A 23,487-nucleotide genomic window follows, 5' to 3' on the forward strand; every position below is an offset into this window, starting at 1 on the left:
CTTCTGAGAGTTCGTGCCGCCCGTGCCACCTGAACCGGGTGTCGTTGTGCCGGGCGCTGCGGTGCTTCCCGAGCCAGACGTACTAGAACCTGTGGGGCCGCCAGTTCCCGCACCTATGCCTGTACCCCCGTCAGAACTCGAGCCAGCGCCAGCCCCCCCCCAGACCCTGCGCCGCCATTTCCACCAGATCCGCCACCGGCACCCTGCGCCATAGCTAAAGAAGCAAAACTCAGGGCGAAGACCGTTCCAATCAGAACCTTTTTCACCTGCTTTCCTCCAAGCATCGTTGTTATTGCAAAGGTCCAACAACATGGCGGTGAGCCTGTTCCTAAATATATCTTTCACCGAAGAAGGAACAAAGCCGCTTCGGGATGCCAAGATCGACTGGGTGATGCTCACGCTGTCCCAGCATTGGCAGACCCCTGAGCCCGCGATGATGGCCGGACAATGATATCGATGCGGTGCTAATCGGGAGTTGAGTTACACGGGAGCATCTTCTGACGCGCGCAATTCACCGATCGGACACTCTGGCCCGATGCTGGACCGACTGCTGCGACTAAATCCCGCACAAAAATCGCAGCGATAGAGGCGAAGACACTACCCTCTGACCCAAATGCGGACGCTCAACTAATTTTCAGAATTTCGACCATCAATTCAATTGGCTTGTTATCGCCGCCGGAATGTCGATAACGTCGTACACGTCCTTCCCCACCGTGGATTTCGTTGATTGGCGAGTGCGCGGTCTTTGAGAATTATCCTGTGCTCCACTCCTTGCGCCACATCCGCGCCCATCCGCAATTGCTGCTTCTCACCCTGATGATTTTCCTTCAAGGGTCCGCCTATGGCTCGACATTGCCCTATCTCTCGATTACCGCAATTCGAGAATTAGGGATGAGCGACCAGGCCTATTCTGTGCTGGTCTTCGTGACATCGCTGGCTGCAGTGACCATCAGCGTCTCGCTTTGGATTCTCTCCGATCTGATAGGCGACAGGCGCAGGATCATCATGGCGATGGCGTTGATGGGCGTCATTGGCTACGGCGCAATTTTTCTTTTTCCATCGATCCCTGTATTCATTGTGGCAACTGCGGTCGTCATTCCGTTTTTCCAGTCGGTGAGCTCGCTGATTTTTGTGAGTGTTCGCGCTGAAACGGCTGGCCTGCCAAGCCGGGACAGTGCTGCGATCAACGCCACTGTCCGCGCTTTCGTATCCGCCGCCTGGGTCGTGATGCCGGCAGCCGTAGGTTTTGCGTTTGCCAGTTCCGCAAGCATGATGGGCGCCTGGGGCATCGCGGCTCTTTGTGCCCTTCTGATATCTGTCTCCGCTGCTTTTCTGCCAGCGAGACCCGCGCGTGATCGCGTTGCTGGAACATCGCGGACAGGGTTTTTCTCTGCGCTTCGCGAGCTTGCAACGCCGCTTATGCTGGCGCGCGTCGTTTCCATGGCCTTGCTAACCGGCACCATTAGGCTCGCGAGCACCGTCTGGCCATTGATCCTCATTGCCGACCTTGGCGGTAAAACCGGTGATGTCGGTATCGTCGCAGGCCTGATCGCATTATTCGAGATACCCTTCATGCTCATCTGGGCCGGTCTGCTGAAACGATTGGACATTCTCGCCATTCTGGCGATCGGCGGGTTGCTCTATGCCGCCTTCATGGCTGCGCTCACTTTCGCTACGTCTCCGTGGCAGCTCTACGCCCTGACCGTCCCCGCAGCAGCAGGCGCCGCCGCCCTGCTCTCCATGCCGCTCACCTATTTTCAGGATCTCTTCCCGGGAAGACCAGGTCTCGGGACCTCGTTCAACCCCATCAATTCCTTCCTCGGAAACGGATTAACCGCGGTCGTCTTCGCTTTGGGAGCGCATCTCTTCGGTTATTCGGGCACGGCTTGGCTCGGTGTTGCCATGGCATTTGCCGGCATCTGCGGGCTTATGATCCTCGAGAAACGACGGCCGCCCGTCGCTTGATCTGAAATCGAGCGTCCATTTCGAAAGGAGTTCAGTAGACGGGAAGAGGGATACCGTTGACCATGACGAACCGAACAGGCTGGATTTTTTGTAAACACAGTCGGTCTTGACGGGCTGTTCGGACAGCCTGCCCTCAACACTTCCCTTGTCCGCCAGCGTACAGTCCAGGTCAAAAATTTGCGTTTCGCCTCAAGCAGCGTACAATCCAAGCCACCATCGCCAGACTGTGATTATGACGTAGGCGGCGATGGCTAGGGGTTCATACGTGCTCTTGCCTGCCAAACAGGAGGTGACACGTGACAAACGTCGACCAAAATTATTTCCGCGCCGATTCCATCCGCGAAGTTGTAACCAACATTGCTCAACGGTTTACTCCGGTCGATGCGGCGAGGAAACTTATCATCGAGCGCACGTTGCTGATCATTATGGACCGGCCCGAACTCGACCTCGGCGATCCTGTGAGAGAGCTTCTTCCCGTTATTCGCCAGGTCGCTCTTGATCACTTCCAGGTTAAAGACCGAAACCAGGTCAGGGAATCACATCGCTGACTGCGTTTAAAAACAAAGCCCGCGTGATCTTGCGAAGTTCGGCCACGTCTCCATTGAGATTGAAACCCTCTCGAACGAAATCCCTTTTGTTCGTGGAGATCGCTGCGAAAACAAACGGGATTTTCAGGTTATCCAGCCTGTCAGCGATTTCAACGATGTCACAATCGTCGGCTCTGATGTCGATGATAACAGCGTCAGGTTCATGGATCGAAACGGCGCGAGACACATCTTTAACACTCGCAACCGGCCCTATTATACTGACCCCTGATAGGGTGAACTGCCTCTTCGAGGCATCACAGACCCCTTCATGACCGGCTATAATCAGGATTTTCTTTTCTAGCAGGTAGAAAAAATCGTTAATCTGCATGGCGTCCTCTTCGGTTCGCCAACGGACCATATGAGGTCGTTTGCGGATAATGTAGCCGAACAGGCCTAAGGCAGACTGGTTCCTTGCTTCTCGTCATCCAGCGGTAGGCGCGTGCCCCCGTGTCAGGCAGAGACTTGCTCCGACTTGAAATCCAGTCGCACTTCCCCATTTCTTGGGTGCCGGCTTTACCGGTGTGGAGGTTACGATGGCAGCAAGAACTTGGAATGCAGGTGGTTTTGGTGCGGACGCCTCGAACGATGCATCTGACTTGGAACGGCGTCTTCAGAAAATGCGCAGCCTGTCGAGTATATCCCGCCTCATGGATACGGCTATCGGCATTCCGGGTACGCGCCTCCGCTTCGGTGCAGATTCTGTGCTTGGCCTTGTTCCAATCCTTGGTGATGGGGCCGGCGCGCTCGTCGGTCTTTACATCGTTAACGAGGCGCGTCGCCTTGGCCTTCCCCGGGAAAAAATTGCGAAGATGATTGGCAATGTAGCCATGGATTCAGTCGTCGGTAGCGTGCCGCTTTTCGGCGACCTTTTCGACGTCTATTTCAAATCACATCGCCGCAATGTTCAGATCATACTCGATCATTTTGGTGTTCAGCCGGAAGAATTGCGGCGCAAGCGGTAAACGACCGATGTGCTGGGGATAAGCATTTGGATTTGCAAGCCGGTTTGGCTGCGGCAGCTGGCGGTTTGGCCGCGTAGGCAAACTGCCTCCCTGGCGATGAGCTCCACTTAAACAAGTACTAGCTCCTCATTTGGCAGAGCCATTGGATAGCGTCATCCTTGGCCATAGCAGGTGCAAAAAGGTGACCCTGCATGAGGGGGCACCCCAGAGCCCGCATTGTCTGGAGATCGTCTTCCGTTTCCACACCCTCAGCGACAACATCGAAACCGTAAGCTTCGGAAACCCGCAAGACCGCATCGATAAGAGATCGGTGGGCCGACGCAAGCGTCGTCCCTGTGACCAACATCTTATCGATCTTTACGCGATCAGCACGGATTTGATGCAAAGACCCTAGCGATGAGTAACCCGTACCGAAGTCATCGATCGCGATACGGACACCAGCCTTCGAAAGGCGCTCGAGTTTTCGCTGAACAATTTTCAGATCAATAGCAACGTCCTCGGTAATCTCTAATTCAAGTACCGCAGGATCTAAAGCCATTTCCTTGAACGCCGAGAGGATCAATTCATCTACGGCGAGTTGCGCAAGCTCGCGGGGAGAAACGTTGACAGCAATCCGCACGGCACCGGCATTGACCTCTTTCACCAGCAGCGCCATTTGGCACGCTTCATGGATGATGAAGCGAAGCAGCGGCTCAGAAAGCCCTGTCCTTGAAGCTATGTCGACGATAATGGGCGGAGCCACCCAGCCATGTTGCGCGTGATGCCAGCGCAAAAGTGCTTCGAATGTATCCGCCCGTTCGCCGCCATCTGCAACGATGGGTTGATAGTGGATTTCGAGTGTTTTGTGGGCCAGCGCCTTGGCGAGGTCCCTTTCAATGTCGCGGTAAAGTTCCGCCTGCTTCTGAAGTTCATCATCAAATAAACGCCAGCGATTACGGCCTTGCTTCTTGGCGGCGTAGAGAGCGGCGTCCGCGTAGGACATAGCTTCGTCGATCCGGTTCAAGGGGCCGATGTAAGCGCCTAAGCTTGCACCCACACGTCCCGGATCCATCTTCGGGAACGGGGCTGAAATAACCGTGACGAGTTGATTGGCAATGATCTCAGCATCTTCCTTTGAGGTTTGATGCCTGAACAGGATTGCAAATTCGTCGCCACCTATTCGCGCCAGTATCGCTCCCGGTGTTACAACATCCTTAAGCCGTCGGGCCACCTCGAGCAAAATCTGATCGCCGGATTCGTGCCCATACGCGTCATTGACTGATTTAAAACCATCCAAGTCGACAAGCATCAGGCAACCGAGTTGATCCGTACCGCTCGATTGCCTGAAAGCATCCCGCAATCCTCGGCGATTGAACAGACCCGTTAGCGGATCCTGAGCCGCCATTCGTTGCATGTCCTCAGCAAACAGAGTTTTCTGCTGATTGGCGATCTCAAGGGATCGTGACAACGCAGTCGCTTGGTTTTTTAGCTTACTGTCGTTGATGATAAGCGCCTCACCCACTCGAGTGCTACGAATCTGCGCCGCTAAATAGAGAAGTACGGTTGCCGCTAGCACGTATCGATCAAACCCACCGGCTATGACGAGGCACACGATGACAGACAGCAAAGCTGGAGTGATGAAGCACATTGGAATGGGAGCGTAAGCGAAACCGTGCGTGACAGCGCCCGCGGTGATGCCACAGACCACGGTCAGGTAAAAAAGTGTATCGGATGACGTATACCAGTCACACAAGATGGGCACGAAGCCCCATACCAAACCAGATGAAAGAGCGAGGAAGGTGTGGATCTGAAGATGGCTGGAGACGCCAGGGTATGACAATCCTAGGACGGCCGAATTCGCGTGCGCGCTGCGCTGTCGGACTGGAAGCCGGCAGAGGAGCAGGCGCGAGAGATTGATAATCGATGAGATAGCAAACCAGACGAGCGCTGTGATCGTCTTGTCAGAGTGGATCGCGACCAGCAAAGACGCCAATCCGAGCAACATATTAACCGGAATAGATATTGCGACGGTTTTTCTAACGGCGAATAGTTGATCCGTCAGGGTCGCGTCGCGCAAAGCAAGCTCAGTCATTCAAGTACCTGCTGAAATTAATAGCCTCCTCACCTCTAGACAATTGTCCCGCATATACGACGCCTCCTGCCGAGAGACGGATTATTCGCCTGCGCGTCGAGGCTTCAATCGGACCGCCCGGAAGCGTTAAGACGTACAGAAACTCAATTTTTTCGCTGCCTGATAGGAACGCCGCGTAAGTCGCGATGAGGATGAACAAATGACGTTTGGTTCAGACAACAGACCATTTCTGCTCTCAGTCACTGCAAAGGGCTATCAACTTTAAAGTGTCGTATCGACGTTAGGCATATTGATGGTATCCTTACGATGGTCGAATTAACAATCATCGCGTCTCGTCACTACAAACTTAACTAAACTGATTTTGCGCGAGTGTTTCGAAAATGAGACCACCCACAGGTGCTCATCATTAGGGTAACGTCCTGTCTCACCTGTTGGGATCAATGCCACACTTCATAGAGATACCGCAGTCTGCCAGGGCCGAAGAGAAATATTATGCTGCCGCATATAACATCGATGTGACAGCGTGACTCACAATCCGACCCCTCCGGCAGACCGGCGCGGTTCACACCCAAAGATCGTAGGTAATACGTATGCCGCCCGGGTGGCATATGCTTAGGGCTGATCAGCGCCACTTGGCACGGCATCGCTTGGGAGAACGTCAGTCAAGCACTGTCTTAATAGCTGATCCCTCCGGCGGAAATCGAGCGCTCTATGGCGGCATTTCCATTGAACACGCGTGCAACCTTAGTGGTTAGCTGCTGGAATAATCGTCTTCACAGAACATCGAGTGATGTCTCCCCTCGGATGGGAGGTTGATCGAAACGACAGGGTGGTCAAAGCTCACGGGTGAAAGCCCCAGCCAAGCCAGAAACTGGGATAACCTGTCTTCAATCCATCCTGACGATAGAAATCTCTTCCGCGAGGCTTGGTCTCTTGCGATTGAAACACGGATGAAGTTCGAGGCTTGCATTCGCGTTAAAACGGTCGAAGGGAATTATGTAAGACTGAAGAATGTCGCGGTTCCACTGATGTCAGAGGAAGGTTCTCTCGTTGAATGGATTGGGTGCGCCTCCTTTGCGGAGAATGTCGAAACCAGAAGCGGTACACTGGATATCCAAGCCGAACAAATACGTGCGGCGCGCGCCATGCTCGGTTGGTCGGCCTCGCAGCTAAGTCGCAACTCAGGCGTGTCTTTCTCGACGGTACGGAGGATGGAAGTTTCGACTGAAAACATCCGATCCGTATCGCTTTGCCGGATTCGGTCCTGCTTGGAAGCGGAAGGTGTCAGGTTTTCTTCCAGCTTTGACGGAACGATGTCAGTGTCCCTGGGGAAACGAGATCAAAGATAGGTCGTCGGGCGGGTGCCCGGACAAATCATGCCCATGAGATAATCTCGCACTCAGGCTCACGCCTTTCTTTTGCTATTCCACACTTGAAGAGTGTCGCGATCTTTCAGATTCGCTCATACGCTTTAGGTCCTTGTTTTACCGAATGCCATTATCATACGGCGGTAGAGGTGAAACTCTCAATGAACTTGCCTGTCGAATGACCCGCTCGCGCGAACGGGAACCTAACGCCTCCCGAACTAAAGGTTCACGACGTTCGGGGGGAGAAGACCGTCGAAATGCGCAGCAAGGTTTTTGAGTACGAGATTGCCCATAGAAATCCGGGTCTCGTATGTAGCGCTGCCTTGATGCGGCATAAGAACTGTGTTCGGCGCGGTGAAGAATTCTCTTCGAATGTTGGGCTCGTTCACGAACACATCGAGACCGGCTGCCGCAATAGTCCCACTGTTGAGCGCCGCCAATAGTGCATCTTCATCAACGACATTTCCTCGGGCGACATTAATGAGCACCCCCTTCTCGCCAAGAGCTTTTAACACCTCGGCGTTAACGATGTTCTGGGTGGAAGGCGTGGCCGCAACGCAGACGGCCAGGATATCGCTTTCTCCAGCGAGTTCGGTTGGAGATGCAAAGTTTCTCCAATGGGTGCCAGCGACATCTGAACGGTTCCAGTACTGAACCACCATGCCAAATGCCTCGGCACGCTCACCGAGGGCCTTTCCAATCTGTCCCAGACCAAGGATACCGAGCCGTTTTCCCTTCGGACTGCGACCAAGAGGAAATCCTTGGTTAGACCAATGTCCCTCTCTGACGAAGCGATCCCCCTCCGGCACGCGGCGCAGTACCGCAAGTGTCAGCGCAATGCCGAGATCCGCGACATCGTCTGTCAGGACACCTGGCGTCGTGGTGACGTGAATTCCCCGATCACGCGTGAATTTCAAATCCACCTTATCGGTGCCAACACCGTTTATGGCGATAACTTCAAGAGCCGGGAGCTTCTGCATCCATTCCGGCGACAGGCCACTGCCACCTCCCGTCACCACCGCACGAACATCTGGCAAAGCCCGTTCGACGGTATCGATCTCAGCGGGCAGATATGCGCGATCGACTGTATATTTTGCTTCCAGCTCTTCTTCGATTGAGGTCATCAGAGGCTCGATGAGCAGTATATGCGGTTTCATATCCTGACCAATTCCATATGAGTACAATTGTCGAGCCACCACTGGCTCATTCGTCTTCCGGCCGATGGAACATTCATCTCAGGCTCTCGGGCTTCTTGGGTTCTGCAACACGTCCGGTCGAACCACGCACGATCAGGGATGTCTTGGTGATCGTCGTCTGGCTGATGGCGTGGCCCTCTTGAATACTTCCGAGCACGAGCCTTGCCGCTTTCTCACCCAATTGACGGGCTTGCGTATCAACCGTCGTCAAGGGCGGCATCGAAAAGGCGGCATCGGCGACATTGTCGAAGCCGACAACCGAAACGTCATGGCCGACCTTGAGGCCAAGACGCTCCAATCCGTTCATCGCCCCCATGGCGACGACATCGTTGAAGCATATAAAGGCGGTCGGCAGTGCAGCGCTTCGGTGCAACTCGGCTACTGCCTCCGCAGCACCTGCGCGACGCAAAACACACGGCACATGCTTTGGTTCAAGCCCCCGCTCCAGCATGGAGGACCGATAGCCGCGAAAACGCTCCTTGGCCGCGGAATGGATGAGCTCGCCTCCGAGAAAGACGATGTCCTTATGACCGAGCTCATGGAGATGGCTTACGGCCAGAGAAACGCCGTCGGCATAATCAATCCCCAGATAGCTTGTTTCATCGTCCATGCGCCTGAGCACCTGAAGAACACGCAAGCCAGACCGCGAAAGGCTTTCAGTGGTGGCGTTATCGGAGTCATTGGTCGGACAAACGATCACCGCATCCACATTGTGTTCGTGCATTCTCCGCAATATCTTTTCCTGGCTGGCGGCAGATTCCCAGGAGTTTCCGAGGAGCGAAATCCAGCCAGCTTCATTGAGGACCTGATCGACACCAGCGGTCAGGTCGGCGAAGAACGGGTTGGTCAAATCCGGAATGATGATGCCGACAAGATTACTGAGCTTTGCACGAATTGCCGCAGTGCGGTTGTAGACATAGCCGATCCGGTCTGCAGCTTCCCGCACGATGATATTTGTACGCTCTGCCACGAGGTCGCTATTTCTGAGCACCAAAGATACCGTGGAACGCGAGACCCCCGCAACTTTCGCAACGTCATCAATGGTCATTCGGCGTTCGGTGTCGTCAATCACTTGCGCAACTCCTTGGTCCGATCATGGGATTTATTCATCGATAACGCCTGAATAACCCGGCCCGCCTGCTGCAAGATAGCCTCCGCTTCGACCATCCTCGGATTGGCTCACCCAGAACGAATACAGATGGGAATTCTCGAGCACGAAGCGGAAGCGGACGGCTTTACCTGCGAAGGCGCCAATGTCGCCCCCCTTCCACTCGACCGGACATGTCACCTTGTCGATTGTGATCGCTTTACAATCATCGAGGTCATAACCCGGAAGAGCCCGCCCTTCCTCGTCAAGGACAGCGACCCTCATGCGGCCAGCGCTGCAATCGGCGTTGATGAAGAAGTGGCGGCCCGAGAAGATCAAAGGTTTTGTCACCATCTCAGCCGTTTCGTTCGCATGCAGCGAAACGAACCCATCACGTCGCAACGTCACCAGTGCGACCGATCCACCAGCATAACAATGCGTGCCCAGATTTGGAGAAATACCAGAGAACCCGGATACGTAGAAATAAAGTTCGTCGCCTACCACCAGGCAGACGCCACCGGTCGCATGGAGGTAGCCCCTGTCCCACTGCCCTGGGATCTGTGACGGGGCAAGGAACGGCTCTGTGCGATTGGGACGGATCCAATCCAGACCGTCGCGGCTGAAGCCAATCTCCAGATCCGTGATTTTCGGCAGGCCTTCATAGAAGCTCTCGGGGTTCTGCGGACCGCGGAACATGCCATAGACCCCGAGCATCACGCTCTCATAGGCTACGGCGTCAAAATTATAGATTTCCGATGGAACGACGCCCAGCGGGCTTGCATGGTCTATCGCATCGGGAACAACGAGCGGTTTCCGCTCTTCTTCAGTCCAGTTGCGACCTTCGACAAAATCATCATGGGCGATATAGCTGCGCTGACGGCCCATCTCCGCGTGGACGCGAAGCGAGTAGTACCATTTTTTATCGAATGGATTATAATAGAAGTTGCTATTATCCCCGCACAAACCGGTCCGTCCACGCGCTGTCCAGTTGATCGCGTCGGGCGAGGTGTAGACCTCTGCATACTGCTCTTTCACACCCTCGAAATCGTAATCCACATAGGGCATGCTCGGATGCGAGCCACGCCGGTAATAGACCATCATCTTGAAGCGTTCTGCGGGATCCTTGGCGAATGTGTCGAGCCAGAAACCGGCACCATCGCGCATGCGCGGGTAGCCGATCGGCAGGATCCTGTTCGTGACACCATCAACAGGAAGCACCGGGCGATCCCAGTGGATCCCATCCCGGCTTGTTGCAAGCGCGGTCGCGGCAAACCACCCTGCGTGATAGACCATCTTGAAAAGCTTATCTGCAGGATCAAAGAAAACACCATCCTGAAAGGTGCAGGCAACCGGACAATAGCCGGCGTTCATCTCTAGCGGCGTCTCCGGCTTCAGGACGGGTGTCGCAGGATGGACCTTCGGCTTATGGAAACTGCGCACGAGTTGCGAAGACTCGATGAGGTAATCGTCGAATAGAAGTTGACGACCCGCTCCCAGCGTTAAGCCAGCTGTACTAGATTCCATTTTTCGGGCCTCCTCCGATATTCCTTTCGACGTATTTTAGACCGTTCCAACTGTCAATTACCAGGCGCATAAATAAATAAGTTGACAAAATTAGACCGATCTAAGAGGTTCTCGATCAGTTGGATCGGTCGAAATTCATTTGATCGCCACTTCTGGCCGTCTAAGGGTGAGGAGCTCTGGCTGCCGGATTTTTTAGCGGATCCAGGTCTGGACTTTGGGAGGATACAATGAAGCGTAAGTTCCAAATACTTGCCGTCGCCATGCTGACGGCGCTGTCATCAACAGCACTCGCTCAGGAAAAGAAGCTTACGCTGGTGGGAGTCAATATTCATGATTCTTCCATGCGCGGCACTGGCCTTAAGACGGGCGTCGACGCCATTGCCGAATTTGAAAAGCAGACCGGCACCAAAGTCGCGGTGAATGTTGAGACCGGCCCCGGTATCCTCGAAGCGCTTCCTCGCCTTGGAACCCTGAACAAATCCGCCGAAGACATCATCATGGTGTCACAGCTTATGGCCAATCCGCGTATCGCGGCGTTCCTGGAGCCTCTCGACAAATATATGGACTCCGATCCGATTTCAGGCTTCCCGCAGGACTGGGTCAAGGCTCCGGTTGCATCTGGAACAATCAAGGACAGGCATTATCTTGTTCCGCTGCGCTGCGGTGTCTGGATCTTCTGGGGCAACAAAAAATACCTCGCAGATCAGGGTGTCGCAGATACTCCCACGACACCTGAGCAGCTTTACGACGCGGCAAAGAAGGCAACCTTCACCAAGCCAAACGGCGAGAAGGTCTATGGTTTCGCCGTTCGCGGTATCAGCGACCAGGTTCCATCCGGGTTCGCCACGATCGGCGCGATGTTTGGCGGCTCGATTATCAATGAAAATGGCGAAGTGGTCGTCAACAGCCCCGCCATGATCAAAGCCGCGGAATATATGCGCAAGCTTTTCGCGGAAGGCATCATGCCGCCCAACTGGACAAGTATCGACGCCGACCAGATGTTCACCCAGGGCCGGCTTTCAATGGTCGTCAGCAATGACAACTTCACCTCCCGTTTCGAGTCTCAGGAAGCGCTGGGCAAGGGCGGAACCGTTGCCTTCCATGTCCCGCTGGAGGAATCTCTGCGCAAGAATGGCATCAACTATGCCGGGAGCCAGTCTTTCTATTGGGGTGCCGGCATCCTGAAGGGATCCCAGAACAAAGAGCAAGCCTACGCTCTGCTCAAATATCTCGCTGGTCCTCAGCCGGAGGCCATGATGATGTCCAATGGTAACCAGCCCTGCCGCGCAGCCCCCCTCGCCAAGCTTGGTGAAACGGTAGCTGCAAACAAGGTCGGCATCGATACTCTGGCTATCTCACGCCCCCCTCTGCCCGGCAATCCGCGGATTGGCGAAGCAAGCGACGCGATTGCGGTGGCTGTCCAGAACATCGTCGTCAACGGCGCCGACGCCAAGCAGACCCTCGACACTTTGTCCGATGATCTCAAGGGTATCTACGAGTAAGTCTCTGCAAGACAAAGGCTTGGGTCGAAAAACTCGGACACCGCTCAACGAAAGCCAGCCTAGGGATCAGCGTCCCTAGGTGCCCGCTAAGCCGCTTGGGTTTCGTAGTCTTCTCGCCGAAGCCGTTCTCAATCCCAAATGACAAACCGGTTGAGGGCGCACGCCCTCCATCGTCAATCCCTTAAACTGGAAGACCAGCATGGCTACGAACGGCTCTCCTGCTGCCCCTATTCCGCGTCAGAACAAAAGAAACAGGCACTCGGAAAACATTCTGGCCGCGACAGCCGTAGCGCCACCGATCCTGCTGTTGCTCTTGTTCATCGGCATTCCGGCTATCGCGCTGCTGGCAACTGCCTTTACCGATTACTCGCCGGGCATCGAACCCGAATTTGTGGGTTTGAAGAACTTCACCACCCTGTTCAACAGTTCGGTCTTCTATTCCATCCTTCTACGGAACATTGCCTACGTCATTGGGGTCGTAAGCCTCCAACTGCTCGTAGCGCTTGGCATCGCTCTCATCCTCGATAACGAGCTTCCGTATCGCAGAATCTGGATGGCTTTGCTGATCGCACCCTTCGCGATCAGCCCCGTGGTCGGCGTGGTCATATGGAAGAACCTTCTCGATCCATCCTACGGCCTCGTCAACTATGTCATTTCGTCATTGGGCTTGCCGACGGTGCCATGGATGTCGACGCCTCTAACCTCGATGATCGCCGTCGTGATCGTTGCAGTCTGGCGCGGATTTCCTTTCATCGCGATCATTTTATTCGCGGCGCTGCGTGGCATTCCGACGGAAGTCAAGGAAGCGGCCAGAATAGACGGCGCAACCTCGTTCCAGATCTTCTGGCATGTGAAGCTGCCATTCATCATGCCGGCACTGTCCATCATGGCATTGTTCGAGACAATTTTTGCCGTCCGTGAGTTTGATACGATCCAAACCATGACAGGGGGTGGGCCCGGCACCTCCACCTCGCTCCTGTCGCACTACCTCTATCGGACGGCCTTCGGCACATTCCGGTTCGGTATGGGCGCAGCGGTCGGCTGGGTGATGCTCGCCCTTACGATGCTGATGGCGGCACTGATCATCTGGCGCGCCTATCGCGACATGTTTCCCAAAAACAAGGCTTGAACAATGAGCGGAAATCCAACTGGACGCATTCTGGTCTTCGCACTGCTTTGCATCGCAGTCGTGTGGGCATTTTTCCCGATCCTGTTCATGATCAGCAGCTCGTTTAAACCGGGCAACCTCATATGGTCCTATCCACCGAGATTGATCGCAGATCCGACGATCGCGAATTATGAGAATATCGCCACGCTGTTTCCACGTTTCTGGAAGAGTTTTTTCAACAGCGTCATCGTCACGGTTCTCACCACTGCCTTGACGCTCACCATGGCAATATCATCCGCCTTCGTTTTCTCGCGGCTTCGTCAACCCTGGTTGAAAGTCCCGGCATTTTTGATGGTTTTCGTCAGAATGTTTCCGGGTATCGTGGTTGTCATTCCACTCTATCCCGTGTTCAACGAACTAGGCTGGCTCGATACTGTCACACCCCTGGTGTTATGCGGCGCCGCCTTTGCGGTCAGCATGGCAACCCTGCTCATCAAAACATTCGTCGATGACATCCCGGTCGATCTCGAGGAGGCCGCAATGATTGACGGGTGTTCTCGCGTCGGCGCCTTCACCCGCATCACCTTGCCTCTGCTGACGCCTGCAATCGCTGCGGTGTCGCTGGTCGTCGCCATCGGTTCGTGGAACGAATATCTGTTCCCGCTGGTGTTCACATCGAATGATGCCAGAACTGCACCGGTGATCATCGCGATTGCGATGAGCAACGAGGATGGTGTCGCCTGGGGCGGCATTATGGCCATGGCGACTGCCTATCTTGCGCCGCCCCTTCTTCTCGTCCTCATGCTGCACAAACAGATCACCAATGTCATGACCATGGGCGCTGTCAAAGGCTAAAAATACCGCACCCTTTTTTTGAGACGATCGGGTTTCCCTTGGGCAGGATCAAACGACGTTTACGTGTCTCGCCCGCAACTGAATTACCGAACCATTCACAGGAGAAGCGCATGTCGCGCGTACAGATCAGACAGGCCGGCAAGCGTTATGCAGCGCTCGAGGTCCTTAAGGGTGTCTCGGTCGATATCGAGGACGGCCAGTTCGTGGTGCTTGTTGGACCATCCGGCTGTGGAAAGTCGACGTTGCTGCGCATGATCGCAGGCCTCGAGGAAATCTCATCTGGAGAAATCGATATTGGCGGCCGTGTCGTCAACAACCTTCCTCCGAAAGATCGGGACATTGCCATGGTGTTCCAAAGCTATGCGCTTTATCCGCATAAGACGGTCGCCGAAAATATGGGGTTCGCGCTCCGTCTGAAGAAGGTGCCCGTGGCGGAAATCAACGCCAAGGTGACACGTGCGGCCGAAATCCTGAGCCTGACCAATCTTCTAGACCGATACCCGAAACAGCTATCGGGCGGTCAGCGCCAGCGTGTTGCCATGGGACGCGCCATCGTGCGCGATCCTCAAGTCTTTCTGTTTGACGAGCCACTGTCGAACCTCGACGCTAAACTCCGCGTTCAGATGCGCGCCGAGATCAAGGAACTCCATCAGCGCTTGAAGACCACGACGATCTACGTCACACACGATCAGGTCGAAGCGATGACGATGGCTGACAAGATCGTTGTCATGCGCGACGGATCGATCGAACAAGTCGGCACGCCACTCGAGCTGTACGATCACCCTAAAAACATGTTTGTCGCAGGTTTCATTGGTTCGCCTTCAATGAACTTCATAAAGGGCAAAATGGACGCCGCCGGTTTCACGACAGATGATGGCATCGCCCTTCCATCGCCGGACCGACGGCCGACGTCCGCAACGGTCTACGGTATAAGGCCCGAAGACCTTCAGCTAGCCGAAGACGGAATACCGCTCGAAGTCGTCGTGATCGAACCGACTGGATCGGAGACCATGGTTCTGGCGAAGCTCGGAAAGCAGAATATCACGTGTGTGTTTCGCGAGCGTGTTTCGGCACTTGCCGGATCTATCATACGGGTCGTCCCCAGGCTTGAGGCCGTTCATCTATTCGACGAGCACGGCATCGCGATCCGCGAGTAATGTCGAGGGTGGTTTGCTCAAAACTGCTCAGGGAAGCTGATCATGAGTTCATTTCACGAAAGAATTGACGTGCAACCGCCGTGGAGCCAATCGCGATATAGTGAAAATTTCAGACGTTCATCTGGTGTAGTCGGCGCGTCGGCTTCTGAACCCATTTGAACCTTTGACCACGGCCCAAAGCGTCTCGCAATCTTTCAGACTAGCTCACCACGCTTCAGATCCTTGTTTTATCGCATGTCGTTATCGCAAAACCGCTGCACAATTTTGCGCGACATGCTTTAAAGCCGCAGATCCCTGGAAATTCCGACTTCGCACAACCCCTTCAGCTGCCTGCGTGACGCATCCTCGGCATAAGAGCCGCGTGATACCGCGGAACAGCTCGGTACCAGGGTACAAACGACCTAAAAACGAAAAAGCCTGCCGCGGGAGGAGGTGCGGCAGGCTTTTCGAAACGATGAACAACGGCTGGGAGGAGGAGTGCCGCTGTTCTCTCAGGCTTCCCTTGGGAGGAGGAGTGGGTCGCCTGATAACACGAAGCTTTGCGGGAGGAGGTGCATCGCTTCGATGATCTGAAAATAGCAGAAGCTGGCTTGATCGCCAGCGTACAGATTGCAGCGCAGCCATGCATTTATTGCAATGCAATATGAGCTAAGTGCTCACTCTTTTATCAACGCCTGGAAATCGACACGCGCGCGGAAAAATGGTTCGAAACCAAGGACGAATTGAACAACCTTTGTGGAGGACATTTCGCATGGCTTCAGGATCGCACCCGACCCGGTCAAACGATAGAGATTGAAGCTGACGATCTCCGTTCCACAAAGCGCCTCGCCGTAAAGCCAGACTCTTTTGCCATCCTCCGATCGCTTGACTGTCACGCCCCATGGTCGACCGCGAAAACTTCCGTCAACATACCCGTCCGGCAATCTGCCAAGCGCGTCTTCGAACGTCGCCGAAACGGTGGACATTGGTTCACCGACGCCGTTCATGGTTCCAGACATTCTGTACAGCAGATACCACAGCCACCCTCATTGAGGCTCGATGCCGATCCCAGTTCTAGAAACAAATGGAGATCCTTGCATCCGAAGCCAACATCTCTCCACGGTCGGTCGGAAATTTCAATATAGACCTGCGGCAGTATGGCGGCCGCGCCTCGATCCGTGGTGACGCTCCAGCTCCAAGCCTACAACAGAGATAGTATGCAGGAAGGGCCGAACAAGCCGGCAGAAGGCTGGTAGGGCCGAGCGAACTCGAACACATTGACCATAGAGCGATCATCTTGGCGATGCTCCTGCCTAAGTGTCCGCTCCCACCATATTCACAGCCGCGAACGCCGCGCAGATGACGACGATTCTCGTGTCTTTGATCAACCAAAGGTTCGACTGCTAGACTTCATTAGAGTAATTTAAATTAAATCATTGGTTGACGAAACTATTATAAAAAGAAAATTTTTAATCAAAAATAAAATTCTCTGGTTATCTATGAAGCAAGGATCTTTGAACATTTGGCTTCTAGATATTGAGAGCTTCCATGAAAAATATACCTATTGCCGGAAAATTCCTGGTCGTCTTCGCCTTATTTGGCATCTTTGCGCTTGGTATCGCTGCCTACTCTGCGACGCAGATTATGAAGATAGACACGCGCTACAGCGACCTTATCTCAAGCGATAGCCAAGCCAGTCTAAATCTCGCCCGCGCCAGCAGTGCGCTTATGAACGGGCGTGCCGCGTTGGCTGACATGATGATTGCCTTCACGGAAGAAGGAAACTCGGCGGCCGAGGTCGAAACCAAGGCGACGCGCGAAGAATTTTCCAAGCTCATGGATGAAGCCATTCAATTGATGCCGGAAGACAAACGTCTGACTTCGTTAAAGCAGGAAGGGCTGGCGCTTTATGATAAGACCTGCCAGAATGCATGGCATTTAGGTCGCACATCATCGAATGTCGATGAGGCGCTTGCATCTCAGAGGGCTTTTGGAACAGAGTGCCAGCCGATCTTCGCTCAGATCGGCAGCCAATTGAAGGCGATCGCAAATGAGATCGCCGATAAAAACGACAAGGAAAGTGACTCGCTGACGACCCTTAGCGGTCGGAGCGCAACGACAACTGTCGCGGGTGTCATTATCGGGTTCTTGATCATCGCCGGTCTTGGGTTCTTTTTGGTCAGGAAGTGGATCGTCCTCCCGGTTGGCGTCCTCTCCCGCACCATGTCCACGCTGGCGGAAGGAAATCTTAGTGTTGACGTTCACGGAATCGACCGTCGTGACGAAGTGGGCAGCATGGCGAGAGCAGTGCAGGTTTTCAAGGACAATGGTCTGAAGAGCCGCGGACTGGAGGCAGAAGCTGCCGAGACACGGAGGGCAACCGAAGCCGAGCGCGAGCGCGTAGCGGCTACGGATCGCCGTCGGGCTGACGAAATGGCTGAGGCCACCGAAAGCTTGGCCGCCGGCCTTCGCCAGCTCTCTTCCGGTGACTTGACCGTTCGCCTCGATAAACAGTTTGCTTCCGATTTCGAAGGATTGCGCGCCGACTTCAACGACACCGTCAGTAACCTTCGCAATTCGCTCAATGCCGTTTCGCAGGCAACCCACGCCATCGATAACGGCTCACGTGAAATGAGCGGCAGCGCCGACGATCTTTCTCGCCGGACTGAACAGCAGGCGGCTTCGCTCGAAGAGACTGCTGCTGCGCTGGACCAGATCACAAGCAATGTTTCGAATTCCACCACACGGACTGAAGAAGCTCGCGGCGTGGCGATCGAGGCGAACAGATCGGCTGCAGCATCCGCCGAGGTTGTTTCGAATGCAGTCAATGCAATGCAGCGGATCGAGGCATCGTCAAACCAGATATCGAACATCATCGGAGTGATCGACGAAATCGCCTTCCAAACGAATCTTCTTGCTCTGAACGCCGGTGTGGAAGCGGCCCGTGCCGGAGAAGCGGGTAAAGGCTTTGCAGTTGTTGCCCAGGAGGTCCGCGAACTGGCCCAACGTTCAGCACAGGCCGCGAAGGAGATCAAAGAACTCATTCGCAGCTCCGCTGACGAGGTCGATAACGGCGTGAAGCTTGTGAGCGCCACAGGTGAGGCCCTGAAGGGCATCCAGCACCATATTGTGGCGATTAACGCCCAGCTCGACGCCATCGCGACCTCTGCGCAGGAACAGTCTGCTGGACTGTCTCAGGTGAACATCGCGATCAACCAGATGGATCAGGTCACTCAGCAGAATGCGGCCATGGTGGAAGAAGCGAATGCAGCCAGCGCTTCGCTTGCCAGTGAGTCCGATCGCCTCCGGCAGATCATCAGCCGTTTTCGGTTGGGCGGCACAGAGACCGAGCAGTTCGCCCGCGTGAGCGCTCCGGCAATCCCCACCAAAGATACACGGCCAGTATCCTCACCGGCCCGACGCATGATGGGTAAAGTTGCTTCCGCTTTCGGTGGCGGCGCAGTTGCCGTTAAGCAGGAAAACTGGTCCGAGTTTTGAAACGGCCTTGCAGAAGCAACACATAGCGGATAAGCGGGACGTTCCAGCGTCCCGCTTTTTGTCTGACAGGATGCCCCGCGGCGAGAGCGGAGGCTGCTGAATCAAGTCTGCTTTTGGCAAAGGTCGCACGGCGGGCCAGCGGCTCGCCGTCGAATGAGGCTTATCATTCGGGCCAACGGCCCGTGCCCATTCGACCGGATGTTTCAGTAGCCAGGATGGCCGCTGCAACGGTCGCCACTCGACCATGTTCCTCGAGGCCCTCCCTCGGTCGTGGCCGTGTCTCGATTTCCGTTAGCAGTCCGCCGACACCCATGCCTGTCAGATCGCGGGCATCCGGCCTCTCACCAGCCAGAATGCGATCCAAAACCCAATCGAAGCCATTCTCCTTGGGGCTCCGCGCGCACCCAGGCGCCCCGACGACATAGGTCTCGCCGATCCGTCCAAGAACAATGAGATTGCCGGGATCGACGGGCATACCCACGCTCAAAACCTCACCACCCGCCTGGCGGATCGCTGCAGGGATCACATCTTCCTCATCGATGACCGCTGACGCTCCAAAGACGATAACCAGCTTTGGTAAGCGTTCATCGGTGGCCATCACCTGCCTGATGGCGGGGGCGACTGTGTCACATCTGTGAGCCACCCGCTGCTCTCGCGCCAATCGGTTGCCGTATATAGCCAGCCGCCGCTCGAGGATCCGTGTTGTCTTATCCATGACGGCAGGCTTAAGCGATGGCAATTCGGTGGCGACAAGCGACACTGCGTATTCTGTGAACGGTTTGACGTGGAAGGCCGCGGTCGTTCTCAAGGCGTCACAGGCGGCATCCACCATATTGCTCGGCAGAGCAAGCGGAATGATCTTGAACGTTGCCACCATATCTCCTGCCCTGACACGCACATGATCGGCGAGACAAGCCAACGTGATCGCCGGATCGATCCGATTGACGCGATCAACGACATGACGATCTGCAACGAAGAGCCCATCACTGGCGGCGTAGACATTTACGCGGCCAGTCGCAGCCTCGGAGAAACGCAGGTGCTGCAGCGCGATCGCTGCGGCAAGTCGGCGGGCTGCCTCGTCTTCGTCGAGGTCGCCGTCCTCGATCTGCGCTGCGATAACACTGGCGATACCGGCCTGCTTGAGTGCTTCGACATCCGCTGAAGAAACGCGCCGCCCTTTCCGCAAGGTCTGCTCCGGCAATCGGACCGCATGCGCCAGCATAAGCCCCTCCGCAAAGGCGGTTGGAAATTCACCGAATTTCATTGAATATCGCCCTTTCGCGATACGGTCTCACGCGTTCGCAACGCCTCGATGATCTGTGCGAGGATGGCGACCGCGATCTCAGCCGGACTGGAAGCGCCGATAGGCAGCCCGACCGGCCCGTGGATGCGAGTGAGCGCCTCATCGGCAAATCCCTGAGCCCTCAGCCGATCCAGACGCGATGCATGGGTTCTCCTGCTGCCGAGTGCCCCAATATAGAAACACCCTCCACGCAGGGCCTCCGCAATCGGGAAATCGTCTATTTTCGGATCATGCGTCACCGCTACGAGCGCAGTGTATGCGTCGAGTGGCTTGTCCTTCAGTGCGTCTGAGGGCCAGTCAGCCACCAGGTTGATCCCGGCAAAACGGTCGGGCGCCGCAAATGCCGTCCGCGGGTCAATGATACGCACACTGAAGCCAGCGAGCGCCGCCATTTTTGCCAAGACCTGACTGATATGAACGGCTCCGATAATGACGACATCGGGTGGTGGCAGATAAATGTTGAGGAAGAAACGGCCACCGTCCAGCTCAACAATGCTTGAACGCCCGGAACGGAACGCAGAAGCCACCGCTTCGCCGAGGCCACCATCAAGCTCATCACCTTCTGAAATGACGCTCACATTGCCGGTGCTGAGATCGGTGATCAATGCAGCCGCAACCCGCGCCCGCCTATAGGCGTTCAGCCGCTCGAGCGTCGTGAGGTCCATCAGCCAAGCCTTTCCACATAGACGCGGATCCGTCCACCGCAGGAAAGGCCGACTTGCCAGGCCGTCTCATCGGCGACGCCGAACTCCAGCATCTTTGCCTCACCGGTCTCGATAACCTCCAGTGCCTCGGTGATGACGGCACCCTCCACGCATCCCCCGGAAACAGAGCCCTCGAAATTGGCATCGCTATCGATCACTAGGTGGCTCCCTGCTGGCCGCGGCGCCGAACCCCATGTCTCAATGACGGTGGCAATCGCCACCTCACGGCCATTCTTCCTCCAAGTTTCCGCAATCAGCAATGGATCCAAGCTTATCATCCTCTCTCTCCCCCGACGCTCGTTACGCAAGATGTGAAAGCACAAAGCGGATTGTGTCATTCCTCGAGGGTTGACGATCGCACGCTTTCCCGGTCCACGATACACACTCGTTATTTGAGCGACTTGAGGTACGAAATGAGATCAAGCCGATCCTGTTCCTTGGGAATCCGCACGGTCATTGTCGTTCCGGGAACAAGGGTGGCGGGAGCAGCGAGATAAGCGTCGAGAGTCTCGTCGGTCCAGACGAGGTTGGACTGGGCAAGAGCCTTCGAGTAGCGCGCGCCTGCGACCGAACCGGCCTTGCGACCGACCACACCGGACAGCGATGGCCCCATCTTTTTCTCGCCGTTGACTGAGTGACACGTGCTGCAGCGGGCGAAGAGCTTTTCGCCGCTGTTTACGTCGCCTTCCGCAGTGGCGCCGGAGGGACAGAGCGCCAACCCGGCAAAAAGGATCAACATCCCGGTCTGGAGCTTGGTCATATGCGCGTTATCCTTTCGACTTCGAAGGTCTCGCCTTGATGCGCATCCAAGACGAGGTGTCAGGTCTCGAGTGCTTGTATCGGCCTCGATTCGATAGCAGCGTTTCCTCTAACGGGTTAGCTCGATCGGATATTATTCTTGCCTGATCCTCTCGGCATCAAGAATTCGTGATAGACATCGTCATCGTTCTGGACATAGAACTGCCTGGCAACAGGAGACGCCAATGACTGAAACGCCGTTCGACCGAGACCATCTTCGCAGGCAAACTGCAGGCGTTCGCGAACGGATTCTCGAAACGCTGTCAGCGCTGCCCCTGGATGGCGTCAGCTTTATGCACGGGATTCCAGGCCTTTCCATCTACCGTATCACGGAGCCCGTCGGCCCATTCTACACCGTATACGAACCGAGCCTGTCGTTGATCATCAAGGGCAGCAAACGCGTCAGTGTCGGCGACGAGACAATCGTCTACGATGAATCGTCGTTTTTGCTGACGGCTATCGGACTGCCAATGAGAGGCGAAATCAGCGCGTCGAGTTTGGCGGAACCCTACGTCGCTGCGATGTTGCGCTTGAACCTCGAGGCGATAAGGCGCCTGATCGTCGACCATGATCTGCGCCCGGTAAATATGGCGGATCGCGACCGCGGGGCAGCCGTTGGAGCGGCCACGCCCGAGTTATTCGACGCGTTCCTCCGAATGATTTCGCTCCAAAACTCGCCGAACGATATCCCCTTCCTGGCAAACCATATCCAGAACGAAATTCTCTACCGCCTGCTCACCGGCGATCAGGGTGCACGGCTTCGGCGCTTCGCACTGTCCGGCACCAACAGCAATCGGGTCGCCAAAGCGGTCGCCTGGCTGAAAGAGAATTACACTCGCCCACTTCGCATCGAAGATCTCGCCGACATGGCTAATATGGGTGCCTCAACACTGCACCACCACTTTCGCGCCATGACGGCCATGAGCCCGCTGCAATTCCAGAAGCACTTGCGGCTGCATCACGCACGCGAATTGATGCTTTCCGGATCGTTCGACGCCACCACCGCGGCGCTGGCAGTCGGCTACGAGAGCCCAACCCAGTTCAACCGCGAGTATCGCCGCATGTTCGGCCACCCTCCCCTTCGCGATGTTAAGGCGATCCTCCAATCGGCCGGCTCCACCACGCGCAACGCTGTCGGTTAATCCGGCAGCCGGCCGGCTGAAAAGAAAATGTGCTGACGGGCAGCGCAAGAAGAACGGTTGTTTTCAGCGCCGTCCGACAGAAATGGGCAATAATCCGGCAGGATCGAACCTATGACACATCAGCGTCCTCTTATAGAGTTCCTGGTGGACGACGAACGTCAACGGGTTCGACAAGGCCAGTCCAGATCGAACTCTGCGCGCGCCCCGATGCAAGGAGAGAACCATGGTAACATTAGAGATCAATGGGACGGCACATGAGATCGACGCCAATGCGGACATGCCGCTTCTGTGGGCGATCCGTGACCTCGTCGGACTGACAGGAACGAAGTTCGGCTGCGGCATGGCCCAGTGCGGTGCCTGCACGGTGCTGCTGGACGGCACCCCGGTCCGTTCCTGCCAAACATTTATCGGCGATATCGGTCAGGCGAAAGTGACGACCATCGAAGGGCTAAAGGGCAAGGTCGCAGAAACGGTCCAGACCGTCTGGGCCGATCTTGACGTTCCTCAATGCGGCTATTGTCAGTCAGGACAAATCATTTCGGCGACCGACCTGCTGACGAACAACGCCAAACCCACCGACGCCGATATCGATGCCGCAATGACGGGCAATCTCTGTCGTTGTGCCACTTACCACCGGATCCGAGCCGGGATTCATGAAGCTGCAAAGCGTTTGGAGGCCTGA

At 55.6% G+C, this 23,487-nt stretch carries 20 protein-coding genes and 1 pseudogene; 11 read left to right on the forward strand and 10 right to left on the reverse strand.

All coding sequences use genetic code 11. The annotated features are described in order from the left end of the window. The first annotated feature begins 310 nt into the window (after positions 1-310). The 3 genes from QE435_RS01900 (at position 311) to QE435_RS01910 (ending at position 2,513) form a co-directional block, all read left to right on the forward strand. Complete coding sequence (locus QE435_RS01900; protein WP_349040029.1) at positions 311-451, forward strand: hypothetical protein; 141 nt, start codon at positions 311-313, stop codon at positions 449-451. Between the two features lie 308 nt (positions 452-759). After that, positions 760-1,965, forward strand: coding sequence for an MFS transporter (locus tag QE435_RS01905; RefSeq protein WP_349040030.1), 1,206 nt, complete (start codon positions 760-762; stop codon positions 1,963-1,965). Between the two features lie 296 nt (positions 1,966-2,261). Beyond that, the gene (locus QE435_RS01910) at positions 2,262-2,513 is read left to right on the forward strand and encodes a hypothetical protein (protein WP_349040031.1); all 252 of its coding nucleotides are present in this window, start codon (positions 2,262-2,264) and stop codon (positions 2,511-2,513) included. On the opposite strand, the gene QE435_RS01915 is transcribed toward QE435_RS01910, so the two are convergent. Further along, the gene (locus QE435_RS01915) at positions 2,494-2,880 is read right to left on the reverse strand and encodes a hypothetical protein (RefSeq protein WP_349040032.1); all 387 of its coding nucleotides are present in this window, start codon (positions 2,878-2,880) and stop codon (positions 2,494-2,496) included. The genes QE435_RS01910 and QE435_RS01915 overlap by 20 nt on opposite strands. A gap of 205 nt (positions 2,881-3,085) precedes the next feature. On the opposite strand from QE435_RS01915, the gene QE435_RS01920 reads away from it, so the two are divergent. Then, positions 3,086-3,514: a DUF4112 domain-containing protein gene (locus QE435_RS01920; RefSeq protein ID WP_349040033.1), complete on the forward strand. Its 429-nt coding sequence runs from the start codon at positions 3,086-3,088 to the stop codon at positions 3,512-3,514. A gap of 118 nt (positions 3,515-3,632) precedes the next feature. Here QE435_RS01920 and QE435_RS01925 read toward each other — a convergent pair whose 3' ends face one another. The 4 genes from QE435_RS01925 to QE435_RS01940 form a co-directional block, all read right to left on the reverse strand. Further along, on the reverse strand, positions 3,633-5,585 hold the full coding sequence (locus tag QE435_RS01925) for an EAL domain-containing protein (RefSeq protein WP_349040034.1): 1,953 nt from the start codon (positions 5,583-5,585) through the stop codon (positions 3,633-3,635). Positions 5,586-7,170: 1,585 nt separating this feature from the next. Further along, positions 7,171-8,109, reverse strand: coding sequence for a 2-hydroxyacid dehydrogenase (locus tag QE435_RS01930; protein ID WP_349040035.1), 939 nt, complete (start codon positions 8,107-8,109; stop codon positions 7,171-7,173). 73 nt (positions 8,110-8,182) lie between these two features. After that, the gene (locus QE435_RS01935) at positions 8,183-9,220 is read right to left on the reverse strand and encodes a LacI family DNA-binding transcriptional regulator (protein WP_349040036.1); all 1,038 of its coding nucleotides are present in this window, start codon (positions 9,218-9,220) and stop codon (positions 8,183-8,185) included. 30 nt (positions 9,221-9,250) lie between these two features. After that, positions 9,251-10,759 (reverse strand): hypothetical protein, encoded by a 1,509-nt coding sequence (locus QE435_RS01940; protein WP_349040037.1) that lies wholly within the window; start codon positions 10,757-10,759, stop codon positions 9,251-9,253. Between the two features lie 227 nt (positions 10,760-10,986). On the opposite strand from QE435_RS01940, the gene QE435_RS01945 reads away from it, so the two are divergent. The 4 genes from QE435_RS01945 to ugpC all read left to right on the forward strand — a co-directional run bounded on the left by QE435_RS01945 (position 10,987) and on the right by ugpC (position 15,381). Next, a complete protein-coding gene (locus tag QE435_RS01945; RefSeq protein ID WP_349040038.1) occupies positions 10,987-12,261 on the forward strand; it encodes an extracellular solute-binding protein in 1,275 nt (424 codons plus the stop codon). A 199-nt stretch (positions 12,262-12,460) separates the two neighbouring features. Continuing rightward, the gene (locus QE435_RS01950; protein ID WP_349040039.1) at positions 12,461-13,390 is read left to right on the forward strand and encodes a sugar ABC transporter permease; all 930 of its coding nucleotides are present in this window, start codon (positions 12,461-12,463) and stop codon (positions 13,388-13,390) included. A gap of 3 nt (positions 13,391-13,393) precedes the next feature. Further along, positions 13,394-14,224 carry a carbohydrate ABC transporter permease gene (locus tag QE435_RS01955; protein WP_349040040.1) on the forward strand — a complete coding sequence of 277 codons (831 nt, stop codon included), beginning with the start codon at positions 13,394-13,396 and terminating at the stop codon, positions 14,222-14,224. A 110-nt stretch (positions 14,225-14,334) separates the two neighbouring features. Next, positions 14,335-15,381: a sn-glycerol-3-phosphate ABC transporter ATP-binding protein UgpC gene (gene ugpC, locus QE435_RS01960; RefSeq protein ID WP_349040041.1), complete on the forward strand. Its 1,047-nt coding sequence runs from the start codon at positions 14,335-14,337 to the stop codon at positions 15,379-15,381. Between the two features lie 656 nt (positions 15,382-16,037). On the opposite strand, the gene QE435_RS01965 is transcribed toward ugpC, so the two are convergent. Further along, positions 16,038-16,346, reverse strand: a complete 309-nt coding sequence (locus tag QE435_RS01965) for a hypothetical protein (protein ID WP_349040042.1) — start codon at positions 16,344-16,346, stop codon at positions 16,038-16,040. Between the two features lie 562 nt (positions 16,347-16,908). On the opposite strand from QE435_RS01965, the gene QE435_RS01970 reads away from it, so the two are divergent. Further along, positions 16,909-18,858, forward strand: a complete 1,950-nt coding sequence (locus QE435_RS01970) for a HAMP domain-containing methyl-accepting chemotaxis protein (protein WP_349040043.1) — start codon at positions 16,909-16,911, stop codon at positions 18,856-18,858. Positions 18,859-19,114: 256 nt separating this feature from the next. Here QE435_RS01970 and QE435_RS01975 read toward each other — a convergent pair. From QE435_RS01975 to QE435_RS01990, 4 genes and pseudogenes are all read right to left on the reverse strand, one after another. Next, positions 19,115-20,122 (reverse strand): annotated as a pseudogene (locus QE435_RS01975) (molybdopterin-binding protein); the annotation flags it as partial. Next, a complete protein-coding gene (locus QE435_RS01980; RefSeq protein ID WP_349040044.1) occupies positions 20,119-20,826 on the reverse strand; it encodes an XdhC family protein in 708 nt (235 codons plus the stop codon). The pseudogene QE435_RS01975 and the gene QE435_RS01980, both read right to left, overlap by 4 nt. Beyond that, positions 20,826-21,143, reverse strand: coding sequence for an XdhC family protein (locus QE435_RS01985; protein WP_349040045.1), 318 nt, complete (start codon positions 21,141-21,143; stop codon positions 20,826-20,828). The genes QE435_RS01980 and QE435_RS01985 overlap by 1 nt, the downstream gene beginning before the upstream one ends. 110 nt (positions 21,144-21,253) lie before the next feature. Further along, a complete protein-coding gene (locus tag QE435_RS01990; protein ID WP_349040046.1) occupies positions 21,254-21,625 on the reverse strand; it encodes a cytochrome c family protein in 372 nt (123 codons plus the stop codon). Between the two features lie 223 nt (positions 21,626-21,848). Between QE435_RS01990 and QE435_RS01995 the strand changes: the two genes are divergently transcribed. Together QE435_RS01995 and QE435_RS02000 are read left to right on the forward strand one after the other, a co-directional pair. Next, a complete protein-coding gene (locus QE435_RS01995) occupies positions 21,849-22,805 on the forward strand; it encodes an AraC family transcriptional regulator (RefSeq protein WP_349040047.1) in 957 nt (318 codons plus the stop codon). Between the two features lie 223 nt (positions 22,806-23,028). Then, positions 23,029-23,487, forward strand: a complete 459-nt coding sequence (locus QE435_RS02000; protein WP_309769285.1) for a 2Fe-2S iron-sulfur cluster-binding protein — start codon at positions 23,029-23,031, stop codon at positions 23,485-23,487.

Origin of the sequence: Agrobacterium sp. SORGH_AS 787 (assembly GCF_030819035.1) — a bacterium.
Taxonomy (GTDB): Bacteria; Pseudomonadota; Alphaproteobacteria; order Rhizobiales; family Rhizobiaceae; genus Agrobacterium; species Agrobacterium larrymoorei_B.